Raw genomic sequence first — 12816 nt, 5'->3', positions numbered from 1 at the left:
TCTGTTACCATTTTTACGATATTCTTTCGGATGTTTCTTGCATGCTCTTGATAGTTCATACCTATTACCTCCGTCTGCCAGTATTATATCATTTACTAAGCATGAGTTAAATGATAAAGCTGTTTAATTTTTGTTTTATCACACAACAAATTTCGTTCTTTTATGCAATTCATTTAATTTATCCTTTTAATAATCATTCTTTATTTTATAATAAAAATGGTATAATAATAGATATTGGGAAGAAAGGAAACAATTATATGAAATTCAATCTATTTAAAAAAGCAAAAACATCCGTATTGACATGCGCTGATGGTAAAGTAGTACCAATCACAGAAGTGAGCGATCCAGTCTTCGCCCAGAAAATGATGGGTGATGGATTCGCCGTCATACCGACAGGTAACACGATTTATTCACCAGTGAGCGGAAAGATCAGCATGATTTTTGATACAAACCATGCCTTTGGTCTAACAATGTCAAATGGTCTTGAGGTATTAGTCCACATCGGCATTGATACCGTCAACGAAAAAGGCGAAGGCTTTAAACGTCTGGCAGCAATTAATGATACGGTTAAAGCCGGTGATCCGATTATTGGTATTGATCTAGAAGCCTTAAAAGCTAAAGGTTATGACATGGCTGTGATGGTTATTTTCACCAATGATAAATATTCTGAGCTAACCCTCATGGAAGGTGACCACCAAGCTAAAGAAGAAGCTGCAACTATCCAGCTTGCCTAATTATCAGCCAGTCTTAAATGACTTGCAGCAGGCATAAGAAAGGGAAACTCATGAACTTAAAAAAAGGATTTATTACCGCATTAAGTCTCAGCCTCATGCTATTGAGCGGCTGTCAGTCAGCCCCTGCTCCAACAGCGCCGCCAGAGCCCATCATCGACAGTGAATCAGTCTCCTTCCGCTTTAATGATTTTACTTACGAAAGACCTGATTTAGATGCTATCAACGCCCTGCTTGATCAAGGCTTAGCGCTGTGTGCACAAACCGGCAAAGAACAGGAGCTGCTTGCCCTTTACGATGAAATCATGGCTAAATGCAAAGAATTAGAAGTTATGGATACATTGGCCAGCATTAAAAGTGATATGGATCTCAGTGATGAATATTATGAGGGTGAAGTCAATACGCTTGATAATTTCTATACAAAATTTGATAACCGCATGAATACCCTCACCGGCGAAATCCTTGCATCAGAGTATAAAGATGCCTTTACCGAACGCTGGGGTGAAGAATTCATTAAACGTTATGAGATTAACAGCAAATTAAATTCACCGGCAATTGAAGCGCTGTCTGAAAAAGAAACAGAGCTGATTCAGCAGTACAGCAAAGCGTTGGTTGCGGATTATACAACTGAATATAAAGGTAAAACAGTAGGCCTTAATGATCTTGACTTTACAGATTCCAATGTCAGTGAACCTTACTATGCAATCTATGAACAGAAAAACAAGGTTCTTGGTGAGCTATACCGCGAATTGATTCAGGTGCGCATGGAAATTGCCCATACGCTTGGTTATGAAAGCTATACCGATTATGCTTATGATCTTTTAGGCCGTGATTTCACAAAAGAAGATGCTGCCGCTTTTGCCGATAAAGTAAAAGCCTCATTATCAAAATTATATGCCGCTATTGATGATCAATATTATTATGATATCAGTGACGCGAAAGCGGATATTACCGTTATGATTGAAGACAGCATTCCTTATCTTTATGAACGTCTGCAGGCAGAGTTTCCAAAGGAAATGCAGGAAGCTTTAAATTTCATGCTGGCATCTAATACTTATATTCTTGATAATCAGCCTTCAATGATGCAGGCGGGTTATTCAACCATATTAAATGGATATGGCCCTTACATGTTTATTAATACTTCGGCATATCGTGACGCTTCAACGCTCTTTCATGAATTCGGTCATTACAACAATTTCTATCTGATGCATGAATCAATATGGAATGATGGCAATAATCTTGATCTTGCGGAGGTTCATTCACAGGGCTTAGAAGTATTGATGATGGAAAGCTATGAAGAAATGTATGGCAAAAATGCTGAACTGATGAAAATCGATTTACTTCAAAATTTGGTTAATTCTGTACTTCAGGGCTGTGTTGAAGATGAATTTCAGCAGCGTGTTTATGAAAATCCTGACATGACCCTTGATGAAATCAATCAGCTGCATGGTGATCTTTATGAACAATATTATGGTTATCCAGTCTATTATGAATGGATCGAAATCCATCATCATTTTGAAACACCTTTTTATTATATCAGTTATGCGACCTCGGCAATCAGCGCTCTTGAAATCTGGCGTGATGCTGTCATTGACCGCAGCAAAGCTTTAGATACTTATCAGAAGCTTTCTCACTTCACTTTAAATGTTGATTATCTTGATGCCCTGTCACAAGCCGGCATGAGTAATCCTTTCAGCAGTGATATTGTCGATGAAATTGCCGATACCTTAGCTAAAGAAATAAAGCTTAAATAAAAGAAAAGGATATCCGAATCATTGGGTATCCTTTCTTGTTTGCTTCTGTTTATTCTCATCCTTTGGCAATACCGGCGGTTTTTTTATTTTTACCGGCTGAATTGGTTTAATAATTTTTTTCATATAATTTTTTATAATCCTCAACCGCATTTTTCAGCTTATAAAGGAAATTCTCCTCTCCCACGGTATTAAATTTAAACAATACACCCTGACTGCCGCCTGCCGTAATTCCGGCAATCTGCAGCTCATTGCCGATACCCACTACGGTTACATTCATACTGACTCGATTAGAACCAAAAGCGCTGTATCGCTCAAAAACCTGTACCTTGCAGCGCATATTGGGACAGATAAATTCATGGCTGTCCTCTTTACTGGCAGACAGACTGCTGCCGGCAATTGATCTCGCAAGATAATCATTAAACTCATCGAAATCGCCATGAATCATTACCGCATACTTGGCCATTAAATCCCTCCTTTTATCCTATTATTAAAGCATCTCAGACAGCCAATCAGCCGCCTTTTGCAGCTGTTTTGGCGTATGAAAGAAATGTTCGCCTTCGGCATAAACAGTCAATTTCCCAGGAAATTTTTGGTGAAATGACAGAATATCTGCTTTATTGACAAGATAATCATGCCCAGCATAAAGAATCATTGTGGGATGCGGCCAGGTATGAATTGGATGCTCATTCACATATGTATAAACATCCCAATATAATGTCTGCCCGTTATCCAACGGAATGATTTGACGCTGTTTTAAATTATCGCTGTCAACGCCGGCGGCCTGCATCATATCAGCAAGCAGATGCTGCATATTTACTACCGGTGACAGAAATAAAGCCTGCTTCAGCGCTTCATCAGGATAAGCGAGCAAGGAAAAATAAGCCCCTAAGCTCACCGCGAAAAGCTGAACCTGCTGCCAGTGTGTTTGGGCATAAGCCATGATTTCCTTTAGATCAGCTGCACAATCCTGCGGCTTACATAAAGCATCACTTCCTTGGCGTTCACCATGTTGAGGCAAATCAAAGCTTAATACCTGCCAGCCCTTGCTGCCTGCCGCTGCTGCTAATATTTCAATGATACGATCCTCTTTGTGTGACATACTGCCATGAACTGCCAGTACACAGAATTCACTTGCTTCACCCCAGATTATTGACGGTATCCCCTTAATTTTAATTTTTTGTTTTTTCATCGCTTACTCCTATGTAATTACTTTACCATATTAATATAATGATATGCAAATTACAAATTCAACATAAAAGAGGAGATCTGATGATCTCCTCTTGTTTTATTTCTGCAGCTGATGCAGTAATTCAGAGATATTGCCGCCATTTTCAGCCAGCAATTTTTGGCATTCATCCAATGACAGACCTGACAATTCCATACAGATTGCCGCCTTTACATCATGATTGCTTGTCTCAATCAATGTTTCGGCACGGGAATAGTCGCAGCCGGTAGCCAGCATTAAGATGCGTTTTGAACGTTCAATTAATTTAGCATTTGTTGGCTGAATATCCACCATCAGATTATTAAACACCTTGCCAAGCCGAATCATGGTGCCTGTCGATATCATATTCAGCACCATTTTCTGCGCGGTACCGGCTTTCATTCTTGTTGAGCCAGTAACCACCTCAGGGCCGGTTTCAACATCAATCGCTGTTTTGGCAATTTTGCCGATTTCACTGTTTTTAACACAGCTGATCGATCCTGTATAAGCATTGATGGAATTGGCATATTCAAGACCGGCGGCTACATAAGGGGTACGGCCGCTGGCAGCTAGACCAATAACAACGTCTTTCTCACATAGATTGATGCTTTTAAGATCCTCAATGCCGGCTTCGCGGTCATCTTCCGCATTTTCCTTAGATTTGAATATTGCCTCAAGGCCGCCGGCAATCAGTCCCTGTACCAATTGATCACTGACGCCATAGGTTGGCGGACACTCACTGGCATCAAGAATGCCTAAGCGGCCGCTGGTGCCGGCACCTGTATAGAGAATACGGCCGCCCTTTGATAACCGTTCAGCGCAGGCATCAACAAGTTCAGCAATCGATGCCAGCTCCTTTTCAACCGCTAAAGCAATCTTTTTATCTTCATTATTGATCGCCTTCACGATCTCAAAGCTATTCATCCGATCAATGGACATTGTATCGGGATTTTGCTGCTCTGTCATCAGCTTATCTAACTGTATCTTCATAATGCTCTCCTTCATGATATTTCGTAATACTGTCAACATAACGTTTGGTTATAATTTCCGGACGAGTGATTGAAGTCCCTACAACTACCGCAAACGCACCGGCGGCCAGCGTCTGTACAGCTTCATCCTCGGTTTTAATCTTGCCCTCCGCAATAATTGGAATATCGGTAATGGCATGAATATTTTTGATTAACTCAAGATTCACCGATTTAACATCTTCACTTTCTTTCGTATAACCGCTCAGTGTCGTCGATATAAAATCAAAGTCCATATCCAAGATATTCTTCGCCTCTTCAAGCGTTGAAATTTCACCCATTACTAATGCGTTGGGATAATGCTCACGAATCTGTTTCAAAATACTGGCCGCTGTTTCACCATTAGGGCGCAGACGATCCGTCGCATCCATCGCCAAGACGTCAACCCCGGCATCAAGAATTGCTTTCGCATGCGCATAGGTTGGTGTAAGATAGACCGGATAACCGGTTATCCATTCTTTATTCAAGCCAATCAGCGGCAGATCCACTTTCTTTTTGATTGCCAAGATGCTGTCAACACCATTCGCCCGAATACCTGCAGCACCGCCCTCAGCCGCCGCCGCCGCAAAACAAGCCATGATTTCCGCCCCATACATTGCCCAGCCGACACGGGCCTGACACGATACGATCAATCGTCCTTTAATTTGTTTTAATAATGCTTCTTTTTCCATTTAGAATAAACCTATCGCCTTTCCCACAATACCCAATACAAAACTTAATACTACACAAATATACATGCCTTTTTTATTCTTATTTAAAATCGTATAGAAACCAAGTACCAGCAATAATGGCAGCAATGATGGAATCAGTGAATCAATTAAACTCTGTACGATAATTTCCTTTTCACCAAATGTCCATGCATAAGCTACATTCAGCTTAACAAAGCCGTTGATCATTGCGCCGACAACCATCATACCAACAATGGTAGAGCCTTCTACAAAGCTGTCCAGCAGACTGCTTTGTTTCATCTTGCTGACAATATTAGTTCCCAGCTTATGACCATATTTAATGAAATACCAGCGGGATAACACATTCAGCAAAACATTAGGTACAATAAAGAGAATTGGACCAAAAGCATTGCCGTCTAATGCCAGCCCGGCGCCGATAGCCGCAAAGATTGTCATAAAAGTTGCTTTGAAGATTGAATCACCGATGCCGGAGAGCGGGCCCATCAATGCCGCCTTTGTCGATGAAATAGCTTCTGCGCTGATTGGTTTGCCCATTGCCCGCTGTTCTTCTAAAGCCAATGTCACACCTAATACGGCATTTCCTGTATATGGATGACAGTTAAAGAATTCATTCTGACGCAGCAATGCAGCCTTTAGCTCATCAGGATCTGTATATAATTTCTTTAATGCTGGAATCATGGCATAACAGAAGCCTAGACTGCAGTAACGTTCATAGTTGATACTCGTCATTGAGAAGAATGAACGGAAGAAGGTCTGTTTCAATTCTTTATCAGTCAGCAAGCCGGCTTCATTTTCAACAGGCATTACTTCCTCATCATCAAAACCAAATTCATCATTTTGCTTGTTGTCCCTGCGCATGATGTAGATTGCTGCCGCGACGCCAAAGGCAATTAATGATATTGCTAAAACATTCAAGCCAAGATAAATCGCTAATACAAAGCCAATCATGAAGAATGGCCAATATTTCTTCATATTCATCATTTTCAGCAGCATAGCCATACCTACTGCCGGCAGAATACCGGAAGCTATCTTCAAGCCATCAGTCAATAACGGCGGCATCGCATTAACGACATTGTTTACAAAATCCGAACCAAAATGAATTGCCAGGAAGGTCGGAATGAAGAATACAAAGAAGAAAATTACCAGCCCTGAAAGATGTGTGAGTTCAACCTGTCTGATATTGCCGTCCGCCAGATACTTATCCGCTCTGTGCATCAGCAATATATTAATATTCCAAGCAAACATAATCAACAGCTGAGCCAATAAACCAATCGGCAGCGCCAAGGCAATACCAACCTCCGGATTACCGCCGTTGGTAATCGCGAATACCGTAGACAGCATACCAGCAATCTGCGCATTAGGCGGAACACTGCCGCCGATCGGCAGGATACCCATATACATCAATTCAACACTGCCGCCGACAATTAAACCGGTTGGCAGATCGCCCATTATCAAACCAATCATCGGCCCTGCAAAGATCGGTCTGGAAATCATCCAATAACCATAACCATAATTTTCAGTAATAATAAGTGCAATAAAAACACTCAGCAACAATGCTGTTGTAATTCCCATTATAAATTACCCCTTTCTAAAGTAATGACATTAAATCCTGTGATGTGTCAGAAGGTGTAGCTCTTACTTCCAGCTTAACATTCAATGCGTGCAATTGCTTAAATACATCAATCATCGCATCATCAACATAGACTGTTTTACTGATCTGTGAGCGTCCCTCCGCAAAATAAATACCCCCTACATTAATCTCTGGAATCACGGCGCCAAGCTTAATCATTTCTAAATATGTCGCGGGACTTTTCGCAACAATAAAGATTTTTTTATTTTGATACTTGGCTAAAAATTCAACCGCCTTTGCAATCGTCAGCACAAAGCAGCGCATGCTTTTAGGAGCCGCCATTTCAAGCAGCGATTTCTGAAATGCATCCTTGGCAATTTCATCATCGACAGCTAAAATAGCATCGCTTTTATAAGCTACCGGCCACGCATAGGCTACCTGTCCGTGAATCATTCTTTCATCAATTCTGGCAACTGTTATCATCTTTCTGCCTCCTTGCTATCATCTTAAAATATACGAAATATAATGTCAATTAATTACAGGCAATATGAAATGTCATTTCATATTATGAAATATTAACCGCCGATTCTAGTTTTATTAATCATTTCTGACGCCCGCTCATAATCAGCGCGGCAGTAAAGTGCATAAAGCAGATCCACGATATAAAGTGACGAAATACGGGATGACATCGCACCGCTTCTAAAAATTGTTTCCTTGCTGCTGACTGTCAGATTATAATCAGATGCTTTGGATAATGAGCTGCCAATGCTGCATGTAACAGCAACTACCTTGATTCCCTTCTGACGCAAAATCTTAGCGATTTCCACCATTTCCTTGGTTTCCCCTGAATAAGAGAAGATAATCCCTAAATGGTCAGCATCAGCATTGACCGCCTGCACATACTGCCGGTCATACAGCGCATAGTTAGCGATATTCTTACCTACCCGCATGAATTTATAAGTGGCATCCAATGCGACAACATGGGAAGAACCAACACCAAAGAAATCGAGAATGTAAGCCTTTCTGATTAATTCCACTACCTCATGCAGCTGATGAATATCAACAAGCACTCGGGTTTCCTCAATCGATTTTAAATCAATGTTTGTAATTTTATCAATGATTTCATGCTCAGTGTCATTTTTATTAATCGTTGTGGTATCTAATATCTCTAGATTCATATTATCAAACACTTCATTTTCCTTTGCGATCAAAAGCTTCAGCTTATTAAAACCGCCAACCCCGATGCGCTTGCATAAACGAACAACCGTAGCGCTTGATGTGTAAGTCTCCTGAGCAATTTCAGCTGTTGTCATTTCCAGTACCCGCTTAGGATATTTTAATATAAAATTTTTAACTTCCTGTTCAGCTTCCGGTAAATTAGCAAAATCTCTTAATTTAATTAATACGCTCATTATTTCACCTCTGCTTCAATCATACGAAATATCGTTTCATCAGGCAAGCATTAATTTATCCATTGAGATTATGAGTTATAACTTAGACGGCAGTGGATTCATCTTGTCTAAGCAAAGGCTGAATGGTATAGTAATTATATAGTTTAAATATTCAGTAAAGGAGATTAACTATTATGAATACAGCAAAAATTGATCTGCATCTGCATCTTGACGGTTCTTTAAATATGCATTGGGCTTGGCAGACAGCCGTAAAACGAGGTGTAGTAGCACCTGAATGCACCTTTGAACAATATTATGATCAAATGCACCGCACTAATTTTAAAACTCGTGAGGAAGGCTTTAAACGCTTTGATTTTCCAATCGCCGTACTGCAGACGAAGGAAGATTTGCGTGATGGTACTTATACATTAATCCGCGACTTAAACGATCAGGGATTGATTTATGCTGAAATACGTTTTGCCCCTCAGCAGCATATGCTTGAAGGATTGACACAGGCAGAAACAATTGAAGCCGTTCTTGAAGGCATTCATGCCGCTGAAAAAGATTTTCCTGACATTACCTGCGGCTTAATCTGCTGCATGATGCATAAGGGAGATTGCGCCGCATTTAATGAAAAGCTCAATTTTGATACAATTGACGCCACTGATATGTTTTATAAGCAGGGAGAGCGGATTGCCCTTGATTTGGCGGGTTATGAAAACACAGGGCCATTCATGGACTACGCGCCTTTGTTTGAAAAAGCAAGAGCCTTAAACATTCCCTATACAATTCACGCCGGTGAAATGGGTGAAGGCTCACATGTACCTGAAGCTATTAAAATGGGAGCATGGCGCATCGGTCACGGTATCAACTGTGTTCAGGATAAAGCATGGCTGAAAGAGCTGGCAGATAAACAGATTCCCACTGAAGTATGTGTTGGATCTAATGTAAAAGAGGAACGGAATTATGCCGCCCATCCAATTCGAGAGATGGCTAAGGCGGGAGTAAAAATTACCGTTAATACGGATAATATGAATTTCTCTAAAACAAGTTTAGCGAATGAACATAATCAATTAAGAGCCATTGGCTTTACAACTAATGATCTTATTCAATTCACATTAAACGCGGTCGATGCGGCATTCTGTGATGAAGCTACCAAGCATAAGCTGCGTGAAAAGCTGGCGGCTGAAGGGATTTCACGTTAATAAACATTGAAAAAGCAAGGATTTCAAACTTCCTTGCTTTTTATATTTATTGGTGTAAGTGAATTGATTAGTGAATTAGGTATGACTTCTCAGATTAGTGACAACGAATTTTACATAATGCATAGCATGAATATGCCCCAGTATGCAGTGTTACCGCTGAAGGATTGAAGTGTCGGAAAATAGAAGGAATTCCTGCGGCATCATCAAAACTCATATACTAGTTGCGGCTTTCAAAAATTAAATGATAAACTGTATTTGTTAGCTGTATACTCAAATGGTAATCAGCTGGTTAAACTCAATGAAGGGAATGCTGTAATCAGAACCGGATATAGCGGTAAACAAGATTGTAGTACCACCGATACAAAAGAGCAGCACTCACCAAATGGGATGGGTATTGCAGGCGGATGAAAAATACTTTATACAAGTTTTCAATGATGAAACGATAGAAAGCTATGAAGTACCAATCTGTCCAACCCTTGTAGTAACATTAACGAATGGTACTTACTACTCTACTTATGAACCTAATGATAAGGAAGAAACGGTACTTAATTCATTCTATCGGCTGAATACCGATACAGGAAACAAGCTCAGACGTACAGGAAGTTAGCAAAAAATAGGATAATGACATTTTTCCAACCTTATAATTGATAAATTAGACATTTTTCCAACTTTTGTAGATAAACGACTTGTCAACAGTCCTATATCTTTCAGCTTCTGCAATATTAGCTGATATGATATTTAAGTATTATAAACGCATAAGAAGCAGTACCATTATCGAAATGAATGACACTGCTTTATTAAATCTCTATATTATTTTACAATACTATTAGAGAAATAATCATACCGCAAGCAAGCCCTCTTTGTAACAAAGCAAAAAAATGAGCTAGTTTTATTACTTCAAAATTGAATATCGGCTATTTTTATATCATTTTGACTGCCTTTTTCTTATACTAGCAACGTAAATTAGCACAAGAATTAAACACGTTATGATGATATAAATTATCAAATCCAACAATAATTCAGCCATTCAAAGTCATACTGATCCTTCTCTTATAATATAGAAGATTCAAAACAAACGGCATTTAATGACACCCTAAACAAAACTCACTATTTAGAATGAAACCTTTCATTCTCCGCCTTTTCAACACTCATAATCCAAGCATCCATATCTGTTAATTTATAAATATAAAAAAACAAGCCCAAAAATAAACAAAGAACAATTAATTGCACAATGAAAGGCAGATTAAGCACTTTGCATATACCATCGCATATGCTGCTTAGCATCAAAACCAAAACCATAATCAAAACAAACCTTAATTTATGAATTTTTATCGTGAAATTATTCTGGCAAGACTGACACTTGATTACATGATTAAATCTGCCTTTAATTTCATGCTGACATACAGGACATTTCATAATTTTCTCCCTTTGCTACCCTTTTATCTGTAAATGCTTCACCAATCATCTCTTCACACACTTTCTGTCTTACAGCTGAATTTAGAAACAGAAAACATTAAGTAAGATAAGCAGAACAGCAGCAATAACAATAGTTATCAATAATTTCTTTTTATCACCTTTTATGTAGATTTTTTCTATAATGCTTATCAAAGCAAGACCCATCAAGATACTTAGTATTCGTGATAACAAATTCGTATGCGCACTAAAAAAGGAAACACTTACCGATTTTGACTGACACCCATTCAGCAATAAAAAGCACAATGCGTTAAAACTAATCGATAATATAGTTTTGATCCTCATCGTTATTCCCCCTTGTATATTCTAATCATAACACAAGATTTACTTGTTAGCACTCGCCATCATGATAAATTCATTACTCTTCTGTTAAATAATCACTCACTGAATAGTTCCGGCAAATCAATCCTATCAACAGTTGAAAGTTTAATATTTCCATTGTTGAGAAGCATCAACAGATAAATATGCTGTATGCCGCAGTTTTGTCATTTTCCAACATTTATTGTGAAACAGCGATGATAGGTCTTCACTCATATATTTACACTTATTCCATACTAAAACAGGCAGCTTACCCTTTCTATGGTTTGCTGCTTGTTTTTTTATTACGCTTACTTTTAAGCTGTTATCATTCTCAGTTTTGGTAATAATCAGTAATTGGATCAAACTCGATGAGTTCAAAAAATTGACTGATGACTTCTTTTTGTGATTTATCTAATACATTAATTTTACCACTTGTCTGATTATCAATAAAGACAAGATGTATTTCCTGTGGGCCATCTTTCTCCATATTCATATGCATATTCACCCGATAACTAACTTCTACCTGATCATTCTTCATATACTTCAGCCAAATGTAATAATCAGAACGAATTGCCTGTTCCTCAATGTCAGCAGATTCCAAGAGTGCAAACAAGTCAATCACACTCTGTGGGTCATCAATGCGGTTCATTAATTTATTATCCGAACTGATTAATTGAAAATAAGAGCTGCTTTCTGGTTTTGCCTGACAACCAGCAGATAAGAACAATACAAATAGCAGTAAAAGCTTTTTCAGAACCTTGTCGATTTTCATTGTTAATCTCCTTTAGTTTTTTACTTTCTTTTTCACTATAATTCATTCAAGGGCTGTTCTAACATATGCTAACAAGTAATTTAATTCATTGATTTCCATTCTTAAATAAGATAAGTCCCCTCTTTAATCTGATATTAACACATTTTATCAATATCAGCAATCCGCACTTTTTTGTAACAAGCCCCATTTATAAAGCTATTTGCTGCCAAAACAAAGGACTATCGATCGATAGTCCCATGGTAATTATAAAACTTCTTTAACTTTCTTAACGATTGCCGCTGCGTCTAAGCCATACTTTTCACACAGTGCCTTTGGTGTGCCGCTTTCGCCAAACGTATCCTGTACGCCCACCATTGCCATCTTCACAGGTACCTGCTTCACTGCCACTTCCGCTACCGCGCTGCCTAAGCCGCCGACAACGTTATGTTCTTCACAGGTGATCAGCACATCATGGCTCTTCGCTAATTCAACGATCAGCTCTTCATCGATCGGTTTGATCGTATGAATATTTACAACCGTTGGCTCGATGCCTTCCTTGCTTAATTCTTCACTTGCTTTCAATGCTTCCTGCACCATCATACCCGTCGCGATCAAGGCTACCTTGCTGCCCTTCTTTAAGACAACTCCCTTGCCCATCTCAAATTTATAGTTCTCATCAAATACATCTTCTACACCGCCGCGGCCCAGTCTTACATAACATGG

14 protein-coding genes are annotated in these 12816 nt (G+C 39.2%); 4 read left to right on the top strand and 10 right to left on the bottom strand.

What is annotated here, in order from left to right; all coding sequences use genetic code 11:
• The first annotated feature begins 110 nt into the window (after positions 1-110).
• Positions 111-734: a PTS sugar transporter subunit IIA gene (locus tag DWZ33_RS17800; protein WP_022938503.1), complete on the top strand. Its 624-nt coding sequence runs from the start codon at positions 111-113 to the stop codon at positions 732-734.
• Between the two features lie 50 nt (positions 735-784).
• Positions 785-2485 carry a gluzincin family metallopeptidase gene (locus DWZ33_RS17795; RefSeq protein WP_118456346.1) on the top strand — a complete coding sequence of 567 codons (1701 nt, stop codon included), beginning with the start codon at positions 785-787 and terminating at the stop codon, positions 2483-2485.
• A 106-nt stretch (positions 2486-2591) separates the two neighbouring features.
• Here the strand turns inward: DWZ33_RS17795 and DWZ33_RS17790 are convergent, their stop codons facing one another.
• The 7 genes from DWZ33_RS17790 to DWZ33_RS17760 all read right to left on the bottom strand — a co-directional run bounded on the left by DWZ33_RS17790 (position 2592) and on the right by DWZ33_RS17760 (position 8385).
• A complete protein-coding gene (locus DWZ33_RS17790) occupies positions 2592-2948 on the bottom strand; it encodes a DUF6054 family protein (protein WP_118456344.1) in 357 nt (118 codons plus the stop codon).
• A gap of 24 nt (positions 2949-2972) precedes the next feature.
• On the bottom strand, positions 2973-3674 hold the full coding sequence (locus tag DWZ33_RS17785) for an alpha/beta hydrolase (protein ID WP_118456343.1): 702 nt from the start codon (positions 3672-3674) through the stop codon (positions 2973-2975).
• A 96-nt stretch (positions 3675-3770) separates the two neighbouring features.
• The gene (gene murQ, locus DWZ33_RS17780) at positions 3771-4679 is read right to left on the bottom strand and encodes an N-acetylmuramic acid 6-phosphate etherase (protein ID WP_118456341.1); all 909 of its coding nucleotides are present in this window, start codon (positions 4677-4679) and stop codon (positions 3771-3773) included.
• On the bottom strand, positions 4660-5385 hold the full coding sequence (locus DWZ33_RS17775; protein WP_118456339.1) for an N-acetylmannosamine-6-phosphate 2-epimerase: 726 nt from the start codon (positions 5383-5385) through the stop codon (positions 4660-4662). The genes murQ and DWZ33_RS17775 overlap by 20 nt, the downstream gene beginning before the upstream one ends.
• Complete coding sequence (locus DWZ33_RS17770; RefSeq protein ID WP_118456337.1) at positions 5386-6975, bottom strand: PTS system mannose/fructose/sorbose family transporter subunit IID; 1590 nt, start codon at positions 6973-6975, stop codon at positions 5386-5388.
• Between the two features lie 16 nt (positions 6976-6991).
• Positions 6992-7456 carry a PTS sugar transporter subunit IIB gene (locus DWZ33_RS17765; protein ID WP_022938511.1) on the bottom strand — a complete coding sequence of 155 codons (465 nt, stop codon included), beginning with the start codon at positions 7454-7456 and terminating at the stop codon, positions 6992-6994.
• 92 nt (positions 7457-7548) lie between these two features.
• On the bottom strand, positions 7549-8385 hold the full coding sequence (locus DWZ33_RS17760; protein WP_118456335.1) for a MurR/RpiR family transcriptional regulator: 837 nt from the start codon (positions 8383-8385) through the stop codon (positions 7549-7551).
• A gap of 173 nt (positions 8386-8558) precedes the next feature.
• On the opposite strand from DWZ33_RS17760, the gene add reads away from it, so the two are divergent.
• Positions 8559-9569 carry an adenosine deaminase gene (add, locus tag DWZ33_RS17755; protein ID WP_118456333.1) on the top strand — a complete coding sequence of 337 codons (1011 nt, stop codon included), beginning with the start codon at positions 8559-8561 and terminating at the stop codon, positions 9567-9569.
• A 382-nt stretch (positions 9570-9951) separates the two neighbouring features.
• Complete coding sequence (locus DWZ33_RS17750; RefSeq protein ID WP_118456332.1) at positions 9952-10176, top strand: hypothetical protein; 225 nt, start codon at positions 9952-9954, stop codon at positions 10174-10176.
• A gap of 500 nt (positions 10177-10676) precedes the next feature.
• On the opposite strand, the gene DWZ33_RS17745 is transcribed toward DWZ33_RS17750, so the two are convergent.
• The 3 genes from DWZ33_RS17745 to DWZ33_RS17730 form a co-directional block, all read right to left on the bottom strand.
• Positions 10677-10985 carry a hypothetical protein gene (locus DWZ33_RS17745; RefSeq protein WP_118456330.1) on the bottom strand — a complete coding sequence of 103 codons (309 nt, stop codon included), beginning with the start codon at positions 10983-10985 and terminating at the stop codon, positions 10677-10679.
• Between the two features lie 688 nt (positions 10986-11673).
• Positions 11674-12114 (bottom strand): hypothetical protein, encoded by a 441-nt coding sequence (locus DWZ33_RS17735; RefSeq protein ID WP_118456326.1) that lies wholly within the window; start codon positions 12112-12114, stop codon positions 11674-11676.
• Positions 12115-12357: 243 nt separating this feature from the next.
• Positions 12358-12816: transketolase family protein (locus DWZ33_RS17730; protein ID WP_276330542.1), on the bottom strand; the 459-nt coding region annotated here is incomplete at its 5' end.

The organism is Dielma fastidiosa, assembly GCF_003475485.1.
In the GTDB taxonomy this organism is placed as follows: Bacteria; Bacillota_I; Bacilli_A; order Erysipelotrichales; family Erysipelotrichaceae; genus Dielma; species Dielma fastidiosa.
Note: the sequence above shows the minus strand (reverse complement) of the source record. Positions and strands in the feature narration are given on the sequence as shown.